Origin of the sequence: Leisingera sp. S132, from assembly GCF_025144465.1 — a bacterium.
In the GTDB taxonomy this organism is placed as follows: Bacteria; Pseudomonadota; Alphaproteobacteria; order Rhodobacterales; family Rhodobacteraceae; genus Leisingera.
Map to the genome: position 1 here is coordinate 799377 of NZ_CP083553.1, position 23570 is coordinate 822946.

28 protein-coding genes are annotated in these 23570 nt (G+C 61.9%); 19 read left to right on the top strand and 9 right to left on the bottom strand.

Annotation, left to right across the window (positions count from 1 at the left end):
• Positions 1 to 106 precede the first annotated feature (106 nt).
• A complete protein-coding gene (locus K3725_RS03830; RefSeq protein ID WP_008554039.1) occupies positions 107 to 244 on the top strand; it encodes a hypothetical protein in 138 nt (45 codons plus the stop codon).
• A gap of 2 nt (positions 245 to 246) precedes the next feature.
• On the opposite strand, the gene K3725_RS03835 is transcribed toward K3725_RS03830, so the two are convergent.
• Together K3725_RS03835 and K3725_RS03840 are read right to left on the bottom strand one after the other, a co-directional pair.
• Positions 247 to 1332 carry a CaiB/BaiF CoA-transferase family protein gene (locus K3725_RS03835; RefSeq protein WP_260017540.1) on the bottom strand — a complete coding sequence of 362 codons (1086 nt, stop codon included), beginning with the start codon at positions 1330 to 1332 and terminating at the stop codon, positions 247 to 249.
• Between the two features lie 46 nt (positions 1333 to 1378).
• On the bottom strand, positions 1379 to 2239 hold the full coding sequence (locus K3725_RS03840) for a helix-turn-helix domain-containing protein (RefSeq protein WP_260017541.1): 861 nt from the start codon (positions 2237 to 2239) through the stop codon (positions 1379 to 1381).
• Between the two features lie 104 nt (positions 2240 to 2343).
• On the opposite strand from K3725_RS03840, the gene pobA reads away from it, so the two are divergent.
• Positions 2344 to 3525 (top strand): 4-hydroxybenzoate 3-monooxygenase, encoded by a 1182-nt coding sequence (gene pobA / locus K3725_RS03845; protein ID WP_260017542.1) that lies wholly within the window; start codon positions 2344 to 2346, stop codon positions 3523 to 3525.
• A gap of 97 nt (positions 3526 to 3622) precedes the next feature.
• On the opposite strand, the gene K3725_RS03850 is transcribed toward pobA, so the two are convergent.
• The gene (locus tag K3725_RS03850; protein ID WP_260017543.1) at positions 3623 to 4297 is read right to left on the bottom strand and encodes an NAD(P)-dependent oxidoreductase; all 675 of its coding nucleotides are present in this window, start codon (positions 4295 to 4297) and stop codon (positions 3623 to 3625) included.
• A gap of 177 nt (positions 4298 to 4474) precedes the next feature.
• On the opposite strand from K3725_RS03850, the gene K3725_RS03855 reads away from it, so the two are divergent.
• The 13 genes from K3725_RS03855 (at position 4475) to K3725_RS03915 (ending at position 14725) form a co-directional block, all read left to right on the top strand.
• Positions 4475 to 4996: a carbon monoxide dehydrogenase subunit G gene (locus K3725_RS03855; RefSeq protein ID WP_260017544.1), complete on the top strand. Its 522-nt coding sequence runs from the start codon at positions 4475 to 4477 to the stop codon at positions 4994 to 4996.
• A gap of 111 nt (positions 4997 to 5107) precedes the next feature.
• Positions 5108 to 6067: an ABC transporter ATP-binding protein gene (locus tag K3725_RS03860; protein ID WP_260017545.1), complete on the top strand. Its 960-nt coding sequence runs from the start codon at positions 5108 to 5110 to the stop codon at positions 6065 to 6067.
• On the top strand, positions 6064 to 6825 hold the full coding sequence (locus tag K3725_RS03865) for an ABC transporter permease (protein ID WP_019297162.1): 762 nt from the start codon (positions 6064 to 6066) through the stop codon (positions 6823 to 6825). The genes K3725_RS03860 and K3725_RS03865 overlap by 4 nt, the downstream gene beginning before the upstream one ends.
• A 190-nt stretch (positions 6826 to 7015) precedes the next feature.
• Positions 7016 to 7813 (top strand): S49 family peptidase, encoded by a 798-nt coding sequence (locus K3725_RS03870; RefSeq protein ID WP_260017546.1) that lies wholly within the window; start codon positions 7016 to 7018, stop codon positions 7811 to 7813.
• A 1-nt stretch (position 7814) separates the two neighbouring features.
• On the top strand, positions 7815 to 7988 hold the full coding sequence (locus K3725_RS03875) for a hypothetical protein (RefSeq protein WP_260017547.1): 174 nt from the start codon (positions 7815 to 7817) through the stop codon (positions 7986 to 7988).
• Positions 7985 to 8953 (top strand): calcium/sodium antiporter, encoded by a 969-nt coding sequence (locus K3725_RS03880; RefSeq protein ID WP_260017548.1) that lies wholly within the window; start codon positions 7985 to 7987, stop codon positions 8951 to 8953. Before K3725_RS03875 ends, K3725_RS03880 begins: the two co-directional genes overlap by 4 nt.
• Positions 8954 to 8986: 33 nt before the next feature.
• Positions 8987 to 9763, top strand: a complete 777-nt coding sequence (locus K3725_RS03885) for an SDR family oxidoreductase (RefSeq protein WP_260017549.1) — start codon at positions 8987 to 8989, stop codon at positions 9761 to 9763.
• 311 nt (positions 9764 to 10074) lie between these two features.
• Positions 10075 to 11955, top strand: coding sequence for an excinuclease ABC subunit UvrC (gene uvrC / locus K3725_RS03890; RefSeq protein ID WP_409201586.1), 1881 nt, complete (start codon positions 10075 to 10077; stop codon positions 11953 to 11955).
• Positions 11956 to 12025: 70 nt separating this feature from the next.
• The gene (locus K3725_RS03895) at positions 12026 to 12637 is read left to right on the top strand and encodes a DUF922 domain-containing Zn-dependent protease (protein WP_260017551.1); all 612 of its coding nucleotides are present in this window, start codon (positions 12026 to 12028) and stop codon (positions 12635 to 12637) included.
• 118 nt (positions 12638 to 12755) lie between these two features.
• A complete protein-coding gene (gene pgsA, locus K3725_RS03900) occupies positions 12756 to 13427 on the top strand; it encodes a CDP-diacylglycerol--glycerol-3-phosphate 3-phosphatidyltransferase (protein WP_260017552.1) in 672 nt (223 codons plus the stop codon).
• Entirely contained in the window at positions 13427 to 13672 is a 246-nt protein-coding gene (gene moaD / locus K3725_RS03905) for a molybdopterin converting factor subunit 1 (RefSeq protein ID WP_260017553.1), read from the top strand. The genes pgsA and moaD overlap by 1 nt, the downstream gene beginning before the upstream one ends.
• Before the next feature lie 4 nt (positions 13673 to 13676).
• Positions 13677 to 14123, top strand: a complete 447-nt coding sequence (locus tag K3725_RS03910; RefSeq protein ID WP_260017554.1) for a molybdenum cofactor biosynthesis protein MoaE — start codon at positions 13677 to 13679, stop codon at positions 14121 to 14123.
• 74 nt (positions 14124 to 14197) lie between these two features.
• Positions 14198 to 14725, top strand: coding sequence for a hypothetical protein (locus tag K3725_RS03915; protein WP_260017555.1), 528 nt, complete (start codon positions 14198 to 14200; stop codon positions 14723 to 14725).
• 9 nt (positions 14726 to 14734) lie between these two features.
• Here K3725_RS03915 and K3725_RS03920 read toward each other — a convergent pair whose 3' ends face one another.
• Genes K3725_RS03920 through ubiA form a run of 3 tightly spaced genes read right to left on the bottom strand, consistent with a single transcriptional unit; the run spans position 14735 to position 17961 of the window.
• Entirely contained in the window at positions 14735 to 15052 is a 318-nt protein-coding gene (locus tag K3725_RS03920) for a hypothetical protein (RefSeq protein WP_260017556.1), read from the bottom strand.
• Positions 15049 to 16938 carry an OmpA family protein gene (locus K3725_RS03925; protein ID WP_260017557.1) on the bottom strand — a complete coding sequence of 630 codons (1890 nt, stop codon included), beginning with the start codon at positions 16936 to 16938 and terminating at the stop codon, positions 15049 to 15051. Before K3725_RS03925 ends, K3725_RS03920 begins: the two co-directional genes overlap by 4 nt.
• A gap of 60 nt (positions 16939 to 16998) precedes the next feature.
• The gene (gene ubiA, locus K3725_RS03930) at positions 16999 to 17961 is read right to left on the bottom strand and encodes a 4-hydroxybenzoate octaprenyltransferase (protein WP_260017558.1); all 963 of its coding nucleotides are present in this window, start codon (positions 17959 to 17961) and stop codon (positions 16999 to 17001) included.
• Positions 17962 to 17973: 12 nt separating this feature from the next.
• Here ubiA and K3725_RS03935 point away from each other — a divergent pair, with 12 nt between their 5' ends.
• The 3 genes from K3725_RS03935 to K3725_RS03945 all read left to right on the top strand — a co-directional run bounded on the left by K3725_RS03935 (position 17974) and on the right by K3725_RS03945 (position 20827).
• Positions 17974 to 18699 (top strand): 16S rRNA (uracil(1498)-N(3))-methyltransferase, encoded by a 726-nt coding sequence (locus K3725_RS03935; protein ID WP_260017559.1) that lies wholly within the window; start codon positions 17974 to 17976, stop codon positions 18697 to 18699.
• A gap of 164 nt (positions 18700 to 18863) precedes the next feature.
• Complete coding sequence (locus K3725_RS03940; protein WP_260017560.1) at positions 18864 to 19391, top strand: hypothetical protein; 528 nt, start codon at positions 18864 to 18866, stop codon at positions 19389 to 19391.
• A gap of 65 nt (positions 19392 to 19456) precedes the next feature.
• A complete protein-coding gene (locus K3725_RS03945) occupies positions 19457 to 20827 on the top strand; it encodes a glutamate--cysteine ligase (RefSeq protein ID WP_260017561.1) in 1371 nt (456 codons plus the stop codon).
• A 48-nt stretch (positions 20828 to 20875) separates the two neighbouring features.
• Here K3725_RS03945 and K3725_RS03950 read toward each other — a convergent pair whose 3' ends face one another.
• From K3725_RS03950 to K3725_RS03960, 3 genes are all read right to left on the bottom strand, one after another.
• Positions 20876 to 21517: a fatty acid desaturase gene (locus K3725_RS03950; RefSeq protein ID WP_260017562.1), complete on the bottom strand. Its 642-nt coding sequence runs from the start codon at positions 21515 to 21517 to the stop codon at positions 20876 to 20878.
• 390 nt (positions 21518 to 21907) lie between these two features.
• Entirely contained in the window at positions 21908 to 22444 is a 537-nt protein-coding gene (locus K3725_RS03955; RefSeq protein ID WP_260017563.1) for a GbsR/MarR family transcriptional regulator, read from the bottom strand.
• 122 nt (positions 22445 to 22566) lie between these two features.
• Positions 22567 to 23043 (bottom strand): YHS domain-containing (seleno)protein, encoded by a 477-nt coding sequence (locus K3725_RS03960; RefSeq protein WP_260017564.1) that lies wholly within the window; start codon positions 23041 to 23043, stop codon positions 22567 to 22569.
• Positions 23044 to 23283: 240 nt separating this feature from the next.
• Between K3725_RS03960 and K3725_RS03965 the strand changes: the two genes are divergently transcribed.
• Positions 23284 to 23487, top strand: a complete 204-nt coding sequence (locus K3725_RS03965) for a hypothetical protein (protein ID WP_260017565.1) — start codon at positions 23284 to 23286, stop codon at positions 23485 to 23487.
• Positions 23488 to 23570 lie beyond the last annotated feature (83 nt).

Sequence of the window (23570 nt, forward strand, 5' to 3'; positions counted from 1 at the left end):
ACGCGGCCCGGACTTGTGCCGGGTTGCGGTTTCAGGCATCAGCGTGGCAACAAGCGCCGCGAGTGAGGATATAACGGTGGATTACGGTAAATCTGGAGCACCCAAGATGGGCAAGAACAAACCACGTCACGCCGAACACAATGCCAAGGGCACCAAAAAGAACCCCTTTGGCAAACAAGCAGACAAGACCGAACTGCTCAAGCGGATGAAGGCCGCGGCGGAAAAGGCCAAGAAAGAAGACTGACTCTACTTCTGGGCCAGCTCCGCCAGAATCTCCTCCGTGTGCTGGCCGCGCCGGGGGATCTCCGGCGGTGTCCACTCCGGCTGGCCTGAGAACCGTGGGGCGGGGGCGGCTTGCAGCACGCCGTCCGCCTCCACCCAGGCGCCGCGCGCATTCATCGGATGCGCCAGCGCTTCCTCCGGGTTCAGCACCGGCGCCACACAGGCATCTGACCCTTCGAACAGCGCCGCCCAATGGCTGCGCGGCTGGCTGGCAAAGATCCCTGCCAGGCGGCCGGTCAGGGCAGGCCAATGCGTCATGGCGAACTGCTGCTGAAACTTAGTATCCTCCGACAGCCCCAGCTTCTCCAGAAACAGCGCATAGAACTTCGGCTCCAGGCATTGGACCGAGACATAGCCGCCGTCTGCACACGCATAGGTGCGGCACCAATGCGGCCCGTCGAGCAGGTTTGCTCCACGTGTAACGCCAAAGTTCCCGGCCTGGCGGATGCTCATCAGGAGGTTCATCATATGGGCCGACCCGTCATAGATCGCGGCATCGACCACGCAGCCCTCGCCAGTGGTTCTGGCCTTAAGGATGCCTGCCAGCATTCCTGCGACCAGGTACATCGCACCGCCGCCGATATCGCCGACCAAAGTTGCAGGTGTCAGCGGCGCGTCGCCGGGGGCGGAGGCGTACCACAGCGCTCCCGACAGCGAGATGTAATTGAGGTCATGCCCCGCCGCATGGGCCAGCGGGCTGTCCTGTCCCCAGCCGGTCATCCTGCCATAGACCAAGCCTGGGTTCACAGCATGGCATTGCTCTGGCCCCAGCCCCAGCCGCTCCATCACTCCGGGGCGGAATCCCTCGATCAGCCCATGTGCGGTTTCGGCAAGTTTCAGGAAGGTGTCAACACCGGCGGGGTCCTTGAGGTCCAGGGTGATCGACCGTTTGCCGCGGTCCAGAAGCGAGTTTTCCGGCATCCCCGGTGTACGCCCGGTGTACGGCCGGTGCACGCAGATCACCTCCGCCCCGAGGTCGGCCAGGGTCATCCCGGCAAAGGGGCCAGGGCCCAGGCCTTCGACTTCCAGAATGCGGATCCCCTGCAGCATTTGGCGCTCCTCTATGCGGTGTCCGGTTCGGGCAGTCTGCGGCGGCTCAGGCGGGTCCGACAAGCTGCTGACGGAATTTCCGTGGCGGCATTCCGGTTCCCTTGGCAAAGACCCGGCTGAAATGGGACGGATCATTGAACCCCAGCTCATAGGCGATCTGCGCCGCAGTCAGGTTGGTGTAGATCAGCAGCCGCCGCGCCTCGCGCAGGACGCGGGCATTGACCAGCGCCGAGGCAGCCTGCCCGGTCGCCTGCTGAGCGACCCGGTTCAAATGAGTCGGCGATACTGCCAGTGCACCGGCGTATTCCGCCAGCGGGCGGCGCAAGCGGAAGTCGCGCTCAACCAGCGCCTCGAACCTTGCGAACAGCGGGCTGGCAGAGGATTGCGACGCCGAGTCTTGGTTGGCCGCAATGGCGCGCGCGGCGGCAGCGGTCACAGACAGCGCCAGCCCGCGCAGCATCTGCGCGCGGCCAAAATCCCGGCGGCTGTTTTCGCTGAATAGTTGCTGAGCCATATCCTGGAGATCTTCGGGCAGCAGCAGAACGGCGGGCAGATCCAGCATCGCGCGCACGCCTTCGCCCGGAATCAGGTGCTGGTCGAGGAAGTCGGAGGTAAGAGTGATGACCCAGCCGGTTGTGCTTTTACCAAAACGGAAACCGTGCACCACGCCACGGGGGACATTGATCAGGCAGGGCGGGCTGAGGCGATGTTCGTTTCCGTCAATGTCAGCCGCTCCGCCCCCGCTGGTCAGTATCAAAACCTGATGCAACCTGGCGTGCCGATGGGGCCGCAATTCCCAATCATGCAGCTCTGAACGGGCGCGGATCGTCTCCACATGCAGCACATCCGCCAGTTCAGCTGTTTCGCCGAACAGGTTGTAGCTGTGGATGCGGGCTGAGGACTGCATGTGCGAAAAGTACAAGGTTTGGCGCGCTTGGTCCATTCGTAAAAACCGGCATCCAGCGCATAATCACCAGTGCACGAATTCAGCAAACGATCAGGGGAACGCGCATGTCCACGCATCAGACGCAGGTTGTCATCATCGGCGGCGGGCCTTCGGGGCTGCTGCTTTCGCAGCTATTGCACCGCAAGGGGATCGGCTCGATCGTGCTGGAGAAGCATACCCGGGAGCATGTGCTGGGCCGTATCCGGGCAGGCGTGCTGGAGCATGGTTTCGTCAACCTGATGCGCGAGGCGGGCTGCGGCGCACGCATGGACCGCGAGGGAGAGGTCCACGCGGGGTTCCACATCGCCCATCAGGGCCGGCTGGACCGCATCGACCTGGCAGGCCGCACCGGCGGCGAGACGGTGATGGTCTATGGCCAGACCGAGGTGACCCGTGATCTCTATGAGGCGCGGGATGCGATGGGCGGAGCGGTCATTCATGAGGTGCAGAACGTGCAGCCGCAGGCGCTGACCGAAGCGCGCCCCTTTGTGTCTTGGGAGCAGAATGGAGAGGCGCAGCGGGCAGAGTGCGATTTCATCGTTGGCGCCGACGGGTTCCACGGGGTCAGCCGCAAGTCGATCCCCTCCGATGTGCTGAAGGAATATGAGAAGGTTTACCCCTTTGGCTGGCTTGGTGTTCTGTCAGAGACGCCGCCGGTGGCGGAAGAGCTGATCTATGCCCGGCATGAGCGCGGTTTTGCCCTGTGCTCTCTGCGCAGCCGGATGCTCAGCCGCTACTACATTCAGGTGCCGCTGACCGACCGCGTGGAGGATTGGAGCGATGCAGCATTCTGGGAAGAGCTGAAACGGCGGCTTCCGCAAGATGTGGCTGCAGGCCTGCAAACCGGCCTGTCGATCGAAAAATCCATCGCGCCGCTGCGCAGCTTCGTGGCTGAGCCGATGCGCTATGGCAATCTATTCCTGGCAGGCGACGCTGCCCATATCGTGCCGCCGACCGGGGCCAAGGGGCTGAACCTGGCAGCGTCTGACATCCACTATTTGTATCACGGTTTCCTGGACCACTATCTGCAATCGGACAGTTCGGGACTGGATGACTATTCGGAAAAAGCCCTGGCGCGGGTCTGGAAAGCGGAGCGGTTCAGCTGGTGGATGACCAACCTTCTGCACCGGGCGCCGGAGGGATCTGAGACAGACCTGCGGCTTCAAAGGGCGGAACTGGACTACTTGTTTTCGTCAGATGCGGCACAGGTCTCGCTGGCAGAGAATTATGTGGGGCTGCCCTACTAAGGAGTTGTTCTGCGGCTGACCGGGTTCTCCGGCAAGCCAGCGGCTCCCGCGCCTTTGCCAGGCATCGCAGATGCCCAACACCGCCCAAGGACCGGCGTCAGCCGGCCGCCAGGGCGGGGGCGGGAGCGCCCCAGGCAACCGTCAGTTTCCGGTGGCTGCCGCGGGTTGCCTCAGCCAGGTCTAGCAGGGCTGCGCCAAAATCTGCGAAGGAAATCTGAGAGTTGCCTTCAGCATCAGTGACCAGCGTGCCGGTCCCAAAGCGGTAGCTGCCGGTTTGCGGCCCCGTCGTCAGCATGGCGGGCGGACGCAGGCAGGTCCATTGCGCTTCGGTCTCCGCGTTCAGCAGCGCGTCCTGTGCAGCGCAGGCCTCGGCAATCGGGCGGACACCGTCAGGCAGGAAGCCCGGTGCGCTCAGCACTGTGTGGCCGCTGCCGTCTGCCAGTTTCAGCGTTGCGGCGCCGCCGGTCACCAGCACGGGAATGCCCGCCTGCCGCGCGGCCGTCAGAGCAATTCGCGTCAGAGGCACCAGTTCCGCCTCCCGGCCTGCAGGCGGCCTCAGGGCGCTGATGACCAGATTGTGACCCTTGGCGGCTTCTGCCGCGGCCTGCGGCTGGTCCAGAAGATCCAGTGCCAGGGGGGTGACATTCGGGCCAATGACACCAAGGGCCTGCGGCTTGCGCGCCACGGCAGTAACCTGATGGCCGCGGGAAATTGCAGCTTGCAGTGCCGCGCTGCCGACATCGCCTGTAGCACCGAAAAGTATGATCTTCATGATGTCCTCCTTTTATCTTGATGTCGAGATACTACAGTTAAAATCTCGACGTCAAGATAAATTTGCTCAGGGAATGCGTAGCGCGGCCGGCCTTGAGGCCGCAGCGGGCTTGGCAGCGCCGGGCAGGGCGGCTAGGTCTGAAAGCAACCGCAACGGAGCGCCAGGGAGGGCCAGCCTATGCAGATGAGTGACCAGAAGGATATCGCCGCCGATCCGGCAACCGTCTATGCAGCGCTGCTGTCTCCGGAGGTGCTGAAGGCCTGCGTGCCTGGCGCGCAGGAGGTGACTGGCACGCCGAAGGACGGTTTCGAGGCCACGGTCACCCAGAAGGTCGGCCCGGTCAAAGCCACCTTCAAAGGGCAGGTCAATCTGTCGGATCTGATTAAAAACGAAAAGCTGACCATTTCCGGTGAGGGCAAGGGCGGTGCTGCTGGTTTTGCCAAAGGCGGGGCTGTCGTGACTTTGGCGCCGTCTGAAACCGGCACGCTGCTGTCTTATGACGTTGAAGCCAAGGTCGGCGGCAAGCTTGCACAGCTGGGCAGCCGGATCATTGACGGCTTTGCCAAAAAGATGGCGGATCAGTTTTTTGCCAATCTGCAGTCCCATCTGGCGCCGGAGGAAGAGGGCGACGATGGTGCTGCACCGGATGAGGGGGAAGAAAAGAAAGGCTGGTTCAGCAAGGTGACAGGCCGCGGCTGATCCCTGCGCTGGCGCACAGGCCATTCTGCGGCTTGATCCTGTGCGCAGGGCTGGCAGGCGCGGCAAACCGCCGCTAGGGTGGCCGGGATTTGAGACCACCCCGGAGGCACCATGGCGGCAATCCTGTCCATCCGCGATCTGCGCAAAACATACGATGGCGGTTTTCAGGCGCTGAAAGGCGTCTCGCTGGAAATAGCAGAAGGGGAAATCCTGGCGCTGCTCGGGCCCAACGGCGCGGGCAAGACCACGCTGATTTCAACCATCTGCGGCATTACCACGGCAACGTACGGCAGCGTCAGCGTCGGCGGATTCGACAACGTCGGCCAGTTCCGGCAGGCGCGTGCCCTGATCGGGCTGGTGCCGCAGGAAATCACGCTGGAGCCTTTCACCAAGGTTCTGGATACGGTGACCTTTTCCCGGGGCCTGTTCGGCAAACCCGCCAATCCGTCACTGGTGGAGGAGGTCTTGCGCAAGCTGACGCTGTGGGAAAAGCGGGAAAGCCGGATCATGGATCTGTCCGGAGGCATGAAGCGCCGGGTGCTGATTGCCAAGGCGCTGGCGCACGAGCCGCGCATCCTGTTTCTGGATGAGCCGACGGCCGGCGTGGACGTCGAACTGCGCAAGGACATGTGGGAGATCGTCCGGGAACTGAAGGCGGACGGCGTCACCATCATCCTGACCACCCACTACATCGAAGAGGCTGAGGCAATTGCCGACCGGGTCGGTGTCATCACCGGCGGTGAGCTGCTGCTGGTCGAGGAGAAGGATCAGCTGATGGCCCGAATGGGGCAGAAGCAGCTGGAGGTGCAGCTGACCGCGCCGGTCGAGGCAATCCCTGAGATGCTGTCGCAGCATAATCTGCAAATCGTCAATGGCGGCGGGGCGCTTCTTTATACCTATGACGCTAGGGCGGAGCGAACAGGCATCACCACGTTGCTGAACGATGTAGCCCAGGCCGGGCTGGTTCTGGCGGATGTGCAGACCCGGGAATCCAGCCTGGAAGATATCTTTGTCGGCCTCGTCTCCGGCGGGCCGGCAGCCAATGACGCAGCCGCAGGAGATGCAGCATGAACTGGACCGCAGTTGCCACGATCTACAAGGCGGAAATGGCGCGGTTCTGGCGTACCTTCCTGCAAAGCTTCATCTCTCCGGTCCTTTCGACTTCGCTCTATTTCGTGGTGTTCGGCAGCGCCATCGGCAGCCGCATCCAAGAGGTGGACGGGGTCGAATACGGTGCCTTTATCGTGCCGGGGCTGGTAATGCTGTCGGTGATCACCCAGAGCATCTCCAATGCGTCCTTCGGGATCTACTTCCCCAAGTTCATCGGAAACATCTATGAGATCCTGTCGGCGCCGATCAATTTCCTGGAGGTGGTCGCGGGTTTTGTCGGCGCGGCGGCGACGAAATCCCTGTTCATTGGCACGGTGATCCTGTGTACAGCTTCGCTGTTTGTGGACCTTTCTGTACAGCACCCGCTGGCGATGGTGGCGTTTCTGGTGCTGACCTGCCTCAGCTTCTCCTTGATGGGCTTCATCATCGGCATCTGGGCCGGGAATTTCGAGCAGCTGCAGCTGGTGCCGCTCTTAGTGGTGACGCCGCTGGTGTTCCTGGGCGGATCCTTCTATTCGATCTCCATGCTGCCCCCGGTCTGGCAGACGATTACCCTGTTCAACCCGGTGGTTTATCTGGTTTCGGGTTTCCGCTGGGCCTTTTTTGGTCAGGCCGATGTGCCGGTGCTGCTTAGCCTGTGCGCCATTGGCGGATTCACACTCGCTTGCGTGGGTGTCATCTGGTGGATCTTCAAAACAGGCTGGCGCATCCGGGCCTGACCGGGGCGGTGCGCCTCTGCAAGGCGGCAGCCGGAGGCTGCTGCCGTACCGGCGGGCGGGCCGTTGAGCCAGATGGCTGCTGCAAACCAGCGTTGCATTTATGCCCGCGGCTGTGCGGTTTTTGCATTTCGCAAAAATTCCGAAGTCCGCGCACCTTGTTTCACCCCGGGCGGCCCTCTACATCGGCGCCATGAGATTTCGCCTGCCTTTCCTGAAAAGACAGCCGCTGGTGGCAGTGGTGCGCCTGAATGGCGCCATTGGCATGCCCGGCCGCGGCTCCCTGAGCGACGCTGCGCTGTCTCCGGTGCTGGAGCGTGCGTTCCGAAAAGGCAAACCTGCCGCCGTCGCACTGGAGATCAACTCTCCTGGCGGTTCGCCGGTGCAAAGCTCGCTTATCGGTGCCCGCATCCGGCGGCTGTCAGAGGAGCTGGATGTGCCGGTTTTTGCATTTGTCGAGGATGTGGCAGCTTCGGGCGGTTACTGGCTGGCCGCGGCAGCGGATGAAATTTGGGCCGATGCCAGTTCGGTTCTCGGCTCGGTCGGGGTGATCTCAGCAGGTTTTGGCGCCCATGTGCTGCTGGCGCGCCAAGGCGTGGAAAGGCGCGTCTATACCGCGGGTGACAGCAAATCGATGCTGGATCCGTTCCGCCCGGAAAATCCAGAGGATGTGAAGCGCCTCAAAGTCATCCTGAACGACATCCATGCCAACTTTATCGATCACGTCACCGAGCGCCGCGGCTCCAGGCTGCACAGTGAAGACAACCTGTTCACCGGCGAAATCTGGCTGGCGCGCAGGGCAGAAGAACTGGGCCTGATTGACGGTATCGGCCACCTGAAGCCCAAGATGCAGGAGCGTTACGGCGAGAAGGTCCGCTTCCGCCGCTATGGTCTCAAGAAGCCGCTGCTAAGCCGTTTTGGCATGCAGGTCGCGCAGGATGCGCTGGCCGGGATCGAGGAGCGCGCCGAATACGCGCGTTTCGGTCTCTGACGTGCTGTTCAAGATCGTTGCAATCTTTCTGGTGGTGATGGCTGTGCTTGCGATGTTCGGCAAGCTGCGGTTTCCCGGCCAGAAGCAAATCAATTCCAGGCGCTGCCCGTCCTGCGGCCGCTACAAGATCGGCAAGGGGCCTTGCGCCTGCAGAAAAGGAGATCGTGGCAAATGATGCCATGGCTGTATTCGGCGCTTGGTCTGGTTATCCTGCTGCTGGCGGGGGACGCGCTGGTGCGTGGTGCGGTAAACCTCAGTCTGCGGCTGGGGGTGCCAGCGCTGATCGTCAGCCTGACCATCGTTGCCTTTGGCACCTCGGCGCCGGAACTGCTGATCGCGATCAGCGCCGTGCATGAGGGTGCCGATGGCATCGCAATGGGCAATGTCGTCGGCTCAAACACGGCCAATATCCTGCTGGTACTGGGTATACCGGCCCTCATGCGGGCCTTGCACACAAGTGAATGCAGCACCCGCAGGAACTATGTCTTTATGCTTGGGGCCTCAGTGCTGTTCATCGGCCTTGCCTTCAGCGGCACCTTCACGTTTTGGTCGGGCCTGATCCTGCTGGCGGCGCTGGCTGGGGTTCTGGGAGTTGCCTTCCGGGACGCCCGCAACCATCGCCGCAATGGCAATGGCAATGGCAATGGCTGCGCCGCGGACACAGATCTGGAAGAGATTGAAGAGGCAGATCCGGACTTGCCGTACTGGCGGGTCGGCGTCTACCTGTTACTGGGCCTGATCGGCCTGCCGCTGGGGGCCGATCTGCTGGTGGACAACGCCACCGTCATTGCTCGTCTCTACGGCGTCAGTGAGCCGGTTATTGGCCTGACACTTGTTGCGATTGGAACCTCACTGCCTGAACTGGCCACCACTGTAATGGCAGCACTGCGCCGTCAGGCCGATGTGGCGCTGGGCAATGTGATCGGCTCCAACATGTTCAACCTGCTGGCCATCATCGGTATCGCGACGTTCATCGGCCCGATCAGCGTGGATCCGGAGTTCCTGCAGTTCGACCTGTGGGTGATGCTGGCCGCCTCTTTGCTGCTGATCCCCTTTGTCTTCTTCAAACAGGACATCACCCGCATTTGGGGTGTCATTCTGACGGCGCTTTATCTGGCCTATCTCTTCGTCCTGTTCTAACTCTGTTTCCAAGGCAGCAGCGGGGAGGCGCAGATGCGGGCATTGGTGACCGGAGCGGGCAGGCGGCTGGGGCGCGCCATGGCCTTGGAGCTTGCGGCACAAGGGTATGACGTGGCTGTCCACTATGCGTCTTCCGCAACCGAGGCAGAGGCGACGGCGGCGCAGATCCGCGGCATGGGCCGGCAGGCCGCGGCAGTACAAGCAGACCTGCTGCAGGAAGATCAGGCCAAGGCTCTGCTTCCGCGCGCTGCTGAGAGCCTGGGCGGCGCCATTGATTGCCTGGTCAACAATGCGTCCGTGTTTGAGCATGATACGCTTGCGACAGCCACCCGGAGCAGCTGGGACCGGCATCTGGACAGCAATCTGCGGGCGCCGTTCGTGCTGCTGCAGGCCATGGCTGCGCAAGAGGTTCCGGTAGTGATCGATGCAGGCGGTGAGCCTCGGGCATGGGGGCTGGCGGTCAACATGATCGACCAGCGGGTGCGAAAGCTGACGCCCGATTTCATGAGCTACACACTGGCCAAATCAGCGCTATGGACATTGACACAGACGGCGGCGCAGGCGCTGGCGCCGAGGATCCGCGTCAACGCCATCGGTCCGGGCCCAACTCTGCAAGGGCCGCGGCAGAGCGCGGAGCAATTCGACCGCCAGCGCAAGGCTACTATTTTGCAGCGCGGCGCGGATGCGGGGGATGTCACCGCTGCCCTTAGCTATTTGCTGCATGCAAAGGCTGTGACGGGCCAAATGATCTGCGTCGACGGCGGCCAGCACCTGGGCTGGCAGACCCCCGACAGCGACGGCCTGGAGTGACGCAAACAGGGGTAAAACCGTCCCTTTCGCTGCAAGTTTTGCACCGTCTCGCGTACCGTCACGGAAGCGTTACAAAAGTGTCTTTCTTTTCAAAACCTTGACAGCCGACGCGAAAAGTTTTGCTTGAAATCAGCACTTTAACAGAGTGCCTAAAATTTAAGCATCCGTCCAAAACCTCTCTGAAATAAGAGAAAAGCCGGGATAGCCCAAAGATATCTTCGTAGTTATCCACAGCTTCCGTGGATTTCCCCGCTCTTGATCCTGACGGGTAAACATTGCAGCCAGGGGCAGGGAATCATATGTCTGGGCGCATGACTGACCAGCCTTCCGAAACAGCCCCGGATTCGCATGTCCGAACCGGCTATGCAGTGATCCAGGATTATGTGAAAACTCTGGACGCATCGCCTGGGGTTTATCGCATGCTGGATGCGGACAGCCGGGTTCTCTACGTGGGCAAGGCGCGCAATCTCAGGGCGCGGGTGTCGAATTATACCCGGCCCGGTAACAGCCCGCGGATTGAGCGGATGATCGCGCTCACCGCCTCGATGATGTTCCTGACCACCCGGACGGAAACCGAGGCGCTGCTGCTGGAACAAAACCTGATCAAGCAGCTGAAGCCCAAATACAATGTGCTGCTGCGTGATGACAAAAGCTTTCCGAACATTATTGTCGCCAAGGATCACGCTTTTCCGCAGATCAAGAAGCATCGCGGCGCCCGCAAGCAGAAGGGCAGCTACTTCGGCCCGTTCGCCAGCGCCGGTGCGGTGAACCGGACCCTGAACCAGCTGCAAAAGGCGTTCCTGCTGCGCGATTGCTCGGATTCCATGTTTGTGACCCGCACGCGCCCTTGCCTGCAGCACCAGATCAAACGCTGCTCTGCGCCCTGCACCGGGCTGATCAGTGAGGAGGACTATGCGGCCAGCGTGCGCGACGCCGAACGTTTCCTGTCCGGCCGCTCCACCAAGATCCAAGAGGAACTGGCAGAGCAAATGATGGCCGCCTCGGAGGCGATGGAGTTCGAGCGCGCTGCCGCGCTGCGCGACCGGATCAAGGCGCTGACCCAGGTGCAAACCTCGCAAGGCATCAACCCGCGCGGGGTGGCGGAGGCGGATGTGATCGGTCTGCACATGGATGGCGGCCAAGCCTGCGTGCAGGTTTTCTTCATCCGTGCCAACCAAAACTGGGGAAACCAGGATTTCTACCCCCGGGTCGATGCGGACAACAGCCCGGCAGAGGTCATGGAAGCCTTCCTGGGTCAGTTTTACAGCAACAAGGAGCCGCCACGGCAGCTGATCCTTTCTGATGCCATTGAAAACGCAGACCTTATGGAGGCTGCACTAACCGAGAAAGCCGAGCGTAAGGTCGAACTGATCGTTCCTCAGCGCGGTGAGAAAACTGAGCTGGTGGCCTTTGCCGTGCGCAACGCCCGTGAAAGCCTGGCCCGCCGCATGGCCGAAAGCGCTACTCAGGCGAAGCTCCTGCGCGGGTTGGCCGACGCCTTCGGCCTGGGCGGTCCGCCGCAGCGGATCGAGGTCTATGACAACTCCCACATCCAGGGCACCAATGCCGTTGGCGGCATGATCGTGATGGGGCCGGAGGGCTTCATGAAAAACGCATACCGCAAGTTCAACATCAGGGGCGATGATCTGGTGCCGGGCGACGACTTCGGCATGATGAAGGAGGTGCTGAACCGCCGCTTCTCGCGCCTGCTGAAGGAAGACCCGGACCGCAGCAAGGGCCTGTGGCCTGATCTTTTGCTGATCGACGGCGGTGCCGGGCAGGTCTCTGCTGTGGCAGAGATCATGGACGCGCACGGCGTGCAGGACATCCCCATGGTTGGCGTCGCCAAGGGCGTGGACCGGGATCACGGCAAGGAAGAGTTCTATCGCCCCGGCGAGAGCGTCTTTGCGCTGCAGCGCAATGATCCGGTGCTTTATTTCATCCAGCGGATGCGGGACGAGGCGCACCGGTTTGCGATCGGCACCCACCGGGCCAAACGCGCCAAAGCCGTCAGTGCGACGCCATTGGATGAGGTCCCGGGTGTCGGCGCCTCGCGCAAGCGGGCGCTGCTGACGCATTTCGGCAGTGCCAAGGCCGTCAGCCGCGCCAATCTGGCCGACCTCAAGGCCGTGGATGGCATATCCGAAGCATTGGCCGAACGGATTTACGACCACTTCCACGCGCAAGGTTAAGCCGCTGACTTTGGGTTGAGGGGTGATCATGTTATGTCTGAAGGGCAGCCCTTAACTGCCCGGAGGAATTATGCCTGTCTCACTAACCGTGAAAACTGTTGTCTATGACACCTATTCGGTGTCCGGAAAAACGCTGCCGGACATAGCCAAAAGCATCAAGAAAAGCGGGCCAAAAGACCCGAACGACAACAAGAAGGTGGCTTTTCTGACCACCACGGAACTGGAATGCCTGACCGCCAAGGGAAAATACGTGGCTGATGGCAAACCCAAGATCGACAAGAAAACCGGCTGGTTTGAGGTCACGGCCAAGGTTTCGGCGTTGAAACTGATTCTGCACACGACGGTCAAATGCCCGAAGCGCTCTGTCAGCGGACTTTCGCCGCGGTCGCTGATCGAATGGTACCGCTTCTATGCCTGCTGCCTGGCGCATGAAGCGCAGCATTTGGACAAGGCCAAAAAGGAATGCGACAAGATCGCCAAGGAACTGAACAAGCTGAAAGGCAAGGGGCTGGCGGACACGGAAGCAGATGCTCTGAAGATGGCCAAGGAAGATCTGATGCGGGAAATCAACAACCACATCTTTGTCGACCGTGACCGGCTGAACGAGGTGCACCGGAAGTTTGACCACTCAAGCCACCACGGTGAAAAGAAGGGGGCGTTGCTGGATACGTCCGTTGGATGAGGTTAACACGTCCTGCGTGCACTCGGACCTGATTGCCGCTGTATCGCAGTGCAAGCCCTAACCGAATTTTGATCAACGCCGCTTTCCACTTTCGAAACAGCCGGATAATGTGCGCCGCATGAAGTGGACACTGCCCAATATTCTCACTCTGCTGCGGCTGGTCGCGGCACCCGGCCTAGCCGTAATGTTTCTGTATTTCAGCCGGCCTTATGCGGACTGGTTTGCCCTGCTGCTGTTTGTGACAGCGGCGGTAACCGACTGGTTCGACGGCTACCTGGCGCGGGCCTGGAAGCAGGAAACCAAAATGGGCGCGATGCTGGACCCGATTGCCGACAAGGCGATGGTGGTGATCGCGCTGATGATCCTGGTGGGATACTCCGCTGAGCACTGGACGCCTTGGCTAGTGCTGCCTGCAACGGTGATCCTGTTCCGCGAGGTGTTTGTTTCCGGCTTGCGCGAGTATCTGGGGGACACTGCTGGAACGCTGAAGGTCACCAAGCTCGCCAAGTGGAAAACCACAGCGCAGATGATTGCAATCGCCACGCTGTTCTCGCAGGGGATCTTTGAGCACTATCTGGTAATGTCCTCTTTCGGCATGGACCAGGCGCTGATCGAACAGATCATGACAGGACAGATTTCTGACGAAATGGGCCTGCGCTGGAAACTCGACGGCATGGTCTGGACCGGCCGCATCGGTCTGTGGCTGCTGTGGATCGCCGCGGCGCTGACTGCCATCACCGGGATCGACTACCTGCGCAAGGCGATGCCGCATCTGAAGGAGGCGCACTGATGGATGTCCTGTATTTCGCCTGGGTGCGGGAGCGTATTGGCCTGCCGCGTGAGCGGGTGGAAACGGCCGCTGCCACGGTGGCGGATCTGGTTGAAGAACTGCGCGGGCGTGAAGACCGCTACGCCGCGGCCTTTGCCGATCTGTCAGCGCTGCGGGTGGCGCTGGATCAGGAGCTGTCTGAATTTGACGCTCCCCTGGACGGCGTGCGTGAGGTTGCCTTCTTCCCGCCGATGACCGGAGGCTGAGGCGATGCGCATCGCGGTTCAGGAAGATCCGTTTGATCTGGGGGCAGAAAGCGATGCTTTTGCGGCCGGTGTTGAAAACGCTGGCGCGGTGGTGACTTTTACCGGTGTGGTGCGCGATGCCGACCAGGGCGGTCTCCTGGCGATGGAGATCGAGCACTACCCGGGTATGACAGAAAAGGCGCTGACCGCCATTGCCGAAGAGGCCATGAGCCGCTGGTCTCTGGCCGATGCGCTGGTGATCCACCGCCATGGCCGACTGGCCCCGGGTGAGCGCATCATGATGGTCGCGACTGCCGCGCGCCACCGCAAGGATGCCTTTGAGGCAGCTGAGTACCTGATGGATTACCTGAAATCCCGCGCGCCGTTCTGGAAGAAAGAAATCCTCGCGGGCGGAAGCGCGGATTGGGTGGCGGCCAAGGAGGCCGACGAGAACGCTCTAAACCGCTGGTAGCTACTGTTCTTCCGTGGGGCTTGATTGCTTGTTCGTCTGACTTAGCAAATGGAAGTGTTTTGAAAATAGTAAATTTGACTGCAGCACTGCTGTGTCTTGCGGTCTCCGCCTGCACCAATGGCGTCAAGTCTGATCCGGGGCTTCTCGATCGGATCGACGCCGATTTGTCCCGCTACAATGAGAGCGTCTTTACGGCTGCTGGGCTGACGAGGCGGTATGCCGGTGCAACGACGCTGGACTATTCTGTGCAGCATGGAACACAGGTCGAACATATGGCTTCAGATGGAAGGGCGTACCTATGGTATCCCGGCAATCAGCGCGTGGTCACCGGGGAGTGGCGCACGGAGACCGACGCGCGCGGATCGGGGAGGATCTGCTTCCGTTATGGGCGCAGTACCTTTAATCCCGTCACCGGTCAGCGCGGCGGCTCCTGGAACTGCGTGCGTGCCGCCGATTTCATCTGGGCGGAAGAAGAATACACAACCGGTGACCCGTTTGGTCTGAGCTCAGGTGCGATCCCCTTTGTCATGCCTCGTGAAAAGAAGCTCACATTCAAGGCTTTGACCAAACCTCTGGGTATTACTGTCACGCCTTATCTTTAGATATGGCGCCTATCCCTGCGGGATCTGGCTGCGCAGTTCCTCGGCTTCCCGGCGGGCTTCGCGGAGGCCTTCCATTGCTGCCCGCAGCTCCGCTTCGGTCTGGGTCAGCTGATTGGTCAGTTCGGCCTCGCGCTGCTGCAGATACGTTATCGCCTGATCGCGGGTTTCCTCGGCTTCATGCAGCTCCTGGCTCATCCGGTCCAGGTCGGCAACATCGCTCTGGCGCACCCGGGTGAAGCGGTGCACCAGCCAGTTGGCGAACCATCCCATGGCAAAGGCCGCAAACAGGATGATCGCGGTGGTGATGATGAACTCTGTCCTGTTCATTCCTCTGGTGTCTCCTGTGCGCCATCTGCGCTATCGGCGGCTTCGCCGCTTTCGTCGTCATTTGCGTCCGCCTGCTCTGCCGGGCGGACCAGCTTGAACTCGATGCGGCGGTTGGCCTCCCGGCCTTCTTCAGTGCCGTTGTCGGCAATCGGATCGCTCTCGCCATACCCCTTGGCGGCGAAGGTCGAGGTCACAACCCGGCGGGCCCGCAGCTCGTTCAGCACCGATTGCGCCCTTGCCTGGCTCAGGTTCTGGTTCATCACCTCGCGGCCCTGGCTGTCGGTATGGCCCTGGATTTCCAGCCGCACCGGTCCGCATCGGCTCAGCACTTCTGCGATCCGGTCCATCGTGCCTGCACTTTCGGCTGCAATGGTGGCAGATCCGGGCTCAAAGGCGATTTTGGCTTCGGTCTGAGCACCGGCCAGCTGCGCCTCGCAAAGTTCAGGCGGAATCGGCTGATCCTCGGGTGCCGGCGGGTCCTCGTAAGTGATGTCGAGTCCATAGGTCTCTGCTTCGCCAAGCTTGGCGGACAGGAAACGGGCGATCTCGGACAGGGCATCCTTGCGGTAGCTCATCCCTCGCAGTTCCAGGTTTTCCGGCGTTACTGTTACTGATCCGCGCTGCAGATAAGAGAGCGCTTCCAGCCCGGCCAGCACCCGCACCGGCCAGTCGGCGGGTAGATCGGCAACAATGCGGGTGGCAGTGTGCACATTGGCCGAGCCAAAGCGCGCCTTGGCATAGCTGTCGGCAACCGTGCGCAGCGCCGCGTCGCTGATACGGCCGCGCAGTTGCACCTGTCCTTCGGGGCTGAGGGTCGCGGTAAACTCGGGCGGACCGGCGGTGGCGCTGGCTTCGGGCACCGGCAGTACGGCGTGCAGGGCAAAAACCCGGGGCAGGGCGCTTTCCAGCTCCCCCACCACGTGGTCGAAGATGCCGCTGGAGGTGCCTTCTGCCGCAACCAGGGTGATATCGGCATTGGCAATGGTGACAGACCCGCCACCCAATTCAACCAGGCTGGCGATGCTCAGCTCCGACGCGCGGGCCCAGTTGGGGGAGGGCACGCCCATGCCGATCACGCAATCGGCGCCGTCCTTCAGGCCCGCCCGGCGGGCGGCTTCCAGGATGCGATTGCGGCTTTCCTCGCTTTCGGCAGAGCAGGCGTCGAACTGAGCGCCGTCTTTGTTCAGAAGAAACCGCAGGGTAAAGGGGGTGATCACCGGGCGTGGCGCCGCAATGTCCATTGCCAGCCGCAACCCCGGAGGCGCCAGGCGGCCAAGCTGCTCTTCCAACTGAAGCTTGGCCTCTTCGCTGCCGGAAATTGCGGTGATGGACACTTCGCCGGCTTCAACCGAAATCTTGGCACGCGGCAGCAGTTTCAGCGCTGCGACCGCAAAATCCAAGGCCTGCTGCCAGCCATCCGGCTTGGCATATTTTGCGGTTTCCAAAAGATCCGCCACATTGCCTTCGCCAGCCAGCGCGTTCAATTGCTTGACCATTGCCGCGCGGCCGGAGCCTGCAGGGATCAGCCCGATGATAGAGATGCCGCTGTCGTTGCGCAGGATTTCCGCAGAAAACCGCGGCGGCGCCAAGCCCTTGGCCGGAGGAACTTCCATCCCGTCGATGATCCGGGCGGCGTCAACCACGCCACCGATCAGCGAAATCGCCGAAAACCGGGTTGCCTCGTCAGGCGCGGTTCCTTCCAGCAGCACTTGAAGCCCGTCCGCGGTTACCTCGGCCCAAGTGAAACCTGCGCGGTCCAGTGCCTGCCGCACCCCGGTTTCGGTGCTGCGTTCGACCGCGGTGACGGAAAAACCGGCGGCCACAAGGCTCAGCCCTGCAGCGGCGGTAAAGGCCAGGCCTGGGATCAGCAGAGAGGACAAGCGCATATGGCGGCAGTTTCCCTTGGTCAGTTAGTGGCTCTTACCTTGCACAGGCCCGCGGTTCAATCACGCGAACATCGCCAGGGCAAAGAAGATCAGCGGGATCAAGCCGGTATCACGGTTGAGCCGGAACAACTGCAGCAGGCGGGTGCTGTTTTCCGCGTCAAAGGCGCGCAGCTGCCAGGTCATATGCCAGCCCATTGCCCAAGGGGCGGCCAAAGCCAGCACCAGCGCCAGAACCGAAGCGCCTTCCAGCATCGCGCCAATGACCGCCATCGCCATAAGGCAGACAAAGGCCACGATAAACCGGCGCAGCCACATCGGGGTTTCCGTGCCGAACAGCCGGGCAGTGGACTTCACCCCGATCAGCGCGTCGTCCTCGGTGTCCTGATGGGCATAGATGGTGTCATAGAATAGCGTCCAGGCAATGCCGGCCAGATACAGCAGAACCGGCGGCCAGCCCATGGAACCAGAGTGCGCAACCCAGGCCAGCATGGCACCCCAGTTGAAGGCGAGGCCCAGAAACACCTGCGGCCACCAGGTGAACCGCTTGGCAAACGGGTAGACTGCAACTGGCAGCAGCGACAGGATGCCCATGGCAATGGCCGCCTGGTTGAAGGTGAGCAGGATCGCAAGGCCAGCCAAACACTGCAGCCCCATCCAGGCCAAAGCACCTTTGACTGTGACCTGCCCAGAGGGGATCGGGCGGGAGCGGGTGCGCTCCACCTGGCCGTCGAAGTTGCGGTCGGTGATGTCGTTCCAGGTGCAGCCGGCGCCGCGCATCAGCCAGGCGCCACCCGCGCAGCCTATTGCGATCCACAGGTCGCTCCAGCGCGGGCTTTGATCTGCAAGGATTGCCAGGGCCAGCCCCCACCAGCACGGGATCAGCAGCAGCCAGGTGCCGATCGGCCGGTCAGCGCGGCTGAGGCGCAGGTAGGGACGTGTCCACTCCGGGGCATATGTGTCGACCCAGTTTCCCTTGACCGCATCCGCAACCTGACCCTCTGGTGCTGGTGTCTCGCCTTGCATATGTAGGACCCCATGAGTGCAAAAATCAGACTGTATGTAGAGCACCCTTTGGGCGCAGGGCAATCACTTCCCTTGGATCGTGATCAGGCGCATTACTTGTTCGGAGTGATGCGTCTGACGGCGGGCGCCCATGTGGCGCTGTTCAACGGCCGGGACGGCGAGTGGCTTGCCGAGGTTGCGGAGGCAGGCAAGCGCGGCGGCACGTTGGTTTGCCAGGAGCAGACCAAGCCCCTGCAGCTGCCGCCCGACCTGTGGCTGATGTTTGCACCGATCAAGAAGGCGCGCACAGATTTCATCGTTGAAAAGGCCGCTGAAATGGGGGCTGCCCGCATCCTGCCGGTGCAGACGGAGTTCACCAATTCCGAACGTATCCGCCAGGACCGGCTGCAGGCCCATGCAGTCGAGGCGGCGGAGCAATGCGGCGGCACCTGTGTGCCGGAAGTGGCGGACCTGCAGAAGCTCTCCCGCCTGCTGGACCAATGGCCCGCCGAGCGGCAGCTGATGTTCTGCGACGAGGCTGAAGTAGGCAATGCGCTGCAACTGGCCGCAGAGACGCAGAAGGGCGCCCCTTGGGCCATTCTGATCGGACCTGAAGGCGGGTTTTCCGAGGCAGAGCGCAAGCGGCTGCACGCGCTGCCGCAATCCCATGTGGTCAGCCTCGGCCCCCGCATCCTGCGCGCAGATACCGCAGCTGTTGCGGCGATGACCCTGTGGCAGCAGGCGCTCGGGGACTGGTAGAAGAGGCTGCGTGTGTCTCTGGTCACAGACTGGAAACCATTTCTTGTTAACCTTACCGCCTAAGGCAGCGTCCTCCTGCCATTGCATCCGCAGCCCGGACACCACACGTAAGGAGGGCAAGGCAGGCCGACCCGCCTGCCGGACGTATTAATGAGGCGAAACACATGAGTTTCATCCGCCCCGAAGCCCGCGAAACCCTGTGGCAATGGCGCGAAGTCCTGGCCGCCGCGCTGATGTTCCTGCTGGGGCTGAAATGGGCGTATTCCGCGGCCGGCTTTACCGCGATCACTGGCTGGGCGCTGGTTGCCACCGGGCTGGTGGCCGCCGTCATCGGCATCCAGCGGATGCGGTTCCGGCGCGGCAGCGGCGGCCCTGGCGTGGTGCAGGTCGACGAGGGGCAGATCGCCTATTTCGGGCCGCTCAACGGCGGTGCGGTTGCGGCTTCGGAACTGGAACGGCTGGCGCTGGATCACACTTCCAAGCCGCCGCACTGGCTGCTGGAGCAGCCCGGCCAGCCGCCGCTGGCAATCCCCGTCAACGCAGAGGGCTACGAGGCACTGTTTGATGTCTTTGCGGCCCTCCCGGGCCTCAAGACGGAGCGGATGCTGGCAGAGCTGCGCCGCCGCGGCCCTCACCAGGTCGTGATCTGGGAGCGCGCCGCAAGCCGCCCGGAACATCAGCGCCTGCATTGACACTGGCGGCGATTCCGCCCACGACTGACCGTTCAAGACAGATCTAACAGGACGGAGTGCCAGGCATGTCCATTCCCCAGTCCGGCGGCGGGCCAATCGAACGCCACGAGCAGCTTGCCCAGTACCTTGCCGACGGCTGCAAGCCCAAGGAAGACTGGCGCATCGGCACCGAGCATGAGAAGTTCGGCTTCTGCAAAGACACGCTGAAACCGCTGCCCTATGCCGGTGAACGCTCCATCCTGGCAGTGCTGGAAGGGTTGCGCGACGGCCACGGTTGGGCGCCGCTGACCGAAGGGGATAACCTCATCGGCCTGACCAAGGATGGCGCCAACATCAGCCTGGAGCCGGGCGGCCAGCTGGAGCTTTCCGGCGCGCCGCTGGAAACCATCCACGAGACCTGTGACGAGGTGAACGCCCACCTGCGTGACGTCAAGGACATCGCAGACAAGATCGGCGTCGGCTTTATCGGCCTGGGTGCTGCCCCGGTGTGGCGCCATGAAGACATGCCGCTGATGCCCAAAGGCCGCTACAAGCTGATGGACGGCTACATGCAGGAAGTCGGCACCATGGGCACCACCATGATGCGCCGCACCTGCACCGTGCAGGTGAACCTCGATTTCTCGTCTGAGGCCGACATGGTGCAGAAACTGCGGGTGGCGCTGGCGCTGCAGCCGGTCGCAACCGCGCTGTTTGCGAATTCCCCGTTCCTGGACGGCCAGCCCAACGGCCACAAATCCTGGCGCGCCCGCGTCTGGCGCTCGCTGGACGCAGACCGCACCGGCATGCTGCCGTTTGTGTTCGAGGAAGGCTTCGGTTTCGAGGCTTGGGTTCAGTACGCGCTCGATGTGCCGATGTATTTCGTCTACCGCAATGGCGAATACATCAATGCGCTGGGCATGTCCTTCCGCGACTTCCTGAAGGGTGAGCTGCCAGCGCTGCCGGGTGAAACCCCGACGCTCAGCGACTGGGCCGACCACCTGACCACCATCTTCCCCGAGGCCCGCATCAAGAAGTTCATCGAGATGCGCGGCGCCGACGGCGGCCCCTGGCGCCGCCTCTGCGCGCTGCCCGCCTTCTGGGTGGGTCTCACCTACGATCAAAGCGCGCTTGATGCCGCCTGGGATCTGGTCAAGGGCTGGGACGCGGAAACCCGCGACGCTCTGCGCGTTGCCGCTTCCGAGCAAGGGCTGCAGGCCAAGGTGAATGGCATCAGCATGCACGAACTGGCCCGCGAGGTCGTGGCAATCTCCGAAAGCGGCCTCAAGGCCCGTGCCCGCCCCGGTGCTGGCGGACTGGTGCCGGATGAAACGCACTTCCTGAACGCTCTGAAGGACAGCCTGGAAACTGGCAAAGTGCCCGCGGATGAGCTGCTGGAGCGCTACAACGGCGCTTGGGAGGGTGATCTCAGCCGGATCTACGGCGAGTTCGCCTACTGACACGGCATCAGGCCGCGCTTGAGTGCGGCCTGCCGCGTTTGGGTTGGATCAGTGCCTGTCCAGCCACGGCACAACAGGCATACGGCTGGCGGCATAGCCTGGCACCTGGGCATCCAGCCGCATTGCGAGCTCTGGCAGGCGGCTGACCGGCACTTTTGGAAACAGATGGTGCTCGCGGTGGTAGAACATCAGGTAAGCGGCCTTGGCCAGCACGCCGCGCTGGCTGCGTGCCGCCAAGCCGGAGCCGCCAGTGCCCTGATGGGTGATCCAAACCGCAAAAAACGCGGTCATGCATTGCGCCGCAGCCATCGCCGCCAAATGCAGCAGCAGGAAGCGCTGACCGCTCCAAAGGAACACTCCTGCGGCCAGTACCACGCAGAGACCGTCGCGCAGCATCCGCCGCCGCCACTTGGATCCGCCCTGTTTCCAGCAGGCGCGGATCAGATCCATTGGAAACCGGGGACCATAGCACAGCACCTGAATAGCGCTCATATGGCCGCAATGCCCTTCGATGTCGCCGGGTCCCATGGCGTGGCGGTGGTGCTGCATGTGGCTCCAGGCGACAGAGCAATTGCAGCCGCACATCAGCGCGCTGAGTATGTGAAGCACTGCAATATCTCCGCCCCGCTGGAGGCCGAGATTGCCGTGAATCGCCTCGTGGTTCAGCCGCAGCGCACAGAGGAAAAACATGAAGCTTCCTGCCGCTCCCAGCGGCCACAAGGGTGAGGCATAAAAAGCCCAGGACAACGCCAGCCAAGGGAGGGGCAGGGTTAGCTCTCTCCAGCGCTGACGATGGGTGACTGGCAATAAGTCCTGCCAGTTCACGTTGCGGGGCGGCGATTCACGGTTAAGAGATTTGTGCATGTTTCTTTCCTCGGACCGGATCGGTGGAGTTGCCGGCATTTATGCCGTTGCAACCTGGTGAAGCAGGCAGAACACCGCGCCCCCGAGCGCTGGGAGTGCCCTGCGGCAGGAGGCCAAGGAGCAGACCAGATTTCCTGCCGATATTGTCAGTCTTTTCTGTTATGAGAGAAATTACCTCGCAAATTTTTTTGAAGCAGGATTGCTGCCTGGCCGCTCTCACTCCACCTGTTTGCCGCCGGGCAGGAACCGGGCGACCTTGGCGCCTAGCTTCAGCACGGCCAGGTGCACCGAGCGGGGCAGGCGGGAGAAATCTGCATACCAGTCGTCGAACATCCGCATCACCCGAAGGGTCTCGTCCATGCGGTACTTGACCGCCTTGGAAGTACCGTCACTCTCTGCTTCCTTCATCACGGCATCCAAGGCGCGCAGGGTCGGTGCGAACTCCCGTTCCCTTCGCGCGGCAATCACCGCATCAACCAGGTCGAACATATCGCGGATCGAGGTGAAGTGATCGCGCCGGTCACCCAGCTGCCGGCTCACCTTGACCAGCCCTTGCGCCTGCAGCTCCTTTAGCCCGTTGGAGACGTTCGAGCGCGCCAGCCCCAGCACCTCGCAAATCTCATCCGCGGTCATCGGATCAGAGGCGATATGCAGCAGCGCGTGAATCTGCGCCACCGAACGGTTCACCCCCCAGCGGGTCCCCATCTCGCCCCAGTGAAGGATAAAGCTCTGCATTGCGGGGGTCAGTTTCATCGAGGTATCCTGAAATTTCTGTAATGACAGAAAGTAAGAAAATATGTGCCATGTCAAGTAAAAGAAACCGGCGGCAGGTTGCCCAGCCGCCGGTTGTTTTCTGTGAGTAGCAGCTTCAGGCCTTATTGCGCCTGAAGTTCTTCCGGGGATTTCTCAGCAATATCGGTCCAGTTGACGCTGGCCTTCTCGATGAAACCCGGGATATCGCCTTCCCAGCGTGCCTGAATGTCCTGCGACAGGTTCAGGTACAGGGTGTTGTCGACGATCTTCCAGTGGTTCGGGTCACCGTCGAACTTGAAGCCCATCGCGGTGCCAAAGGCGCAGTAGCCGCCGTAGGCAGGAACATAGGCTTCGGGATTCTTTTCAAAGGCCGCTTTGTGTTCTTCCGAGGCAAAGCGGTAAGTTGCGTCATTGTAAATGGAAGTGATTTTGTAGCTGCCCTTGGTGGGGGCACCGTCCGTGAAATATGCGACCGGGTCATAGCCCTGCATGGCCAGGCCGGTGGAGGATGCGTTGATCTCAACGCCCGCCGCCAGTGCCGAGGTTGCCATTGCAACCGACAGAGCCACACCGCTGATCAGTGCTTTTACTTTATTCATGGTCCCGTCCTTTCAAATCCCGGCCGCGGCGTTCCCAAATACTTGCCCGGCCGGCGTTTCACCATGTGTGCCGCGGTATGCTGCGGGTCACGGATCCGATGTGGAGAGCCGGGCGATCACATTCAAAACAACTCAATTTGACTGTGCGCAGGGTGGATGCTGCCTGTGCAGCTTTGCGCAGAACGGATGACAGGCAGCCCTTATGCAGGCAGACTGGGCAGAGGAAAACCGGAGGACAGGATGACAGGCCCATTCCCCACGCGCCGCGCCTTGCTGGGCGGCCTTTTTGCCGCAGCAGCCTTTGCAGGGGCAGCCGCAGCCCAGAGCATCAGCGGCAGCTACCGCGCCGAGGGCCGCAACCCCGATGGCAGCATCTATACCGGCACAGTGCATATCCAGGAAAATGGCAGTGTGATAGAGATGAACTGGCAGGTCGGTGCCTAGGACTATGCCGGAACCGGCACCCGCAACGGCGATGTGGTCTGGGTCGAATGGGGTGATACCTACCCGGTGGTCTACGTGCGGAT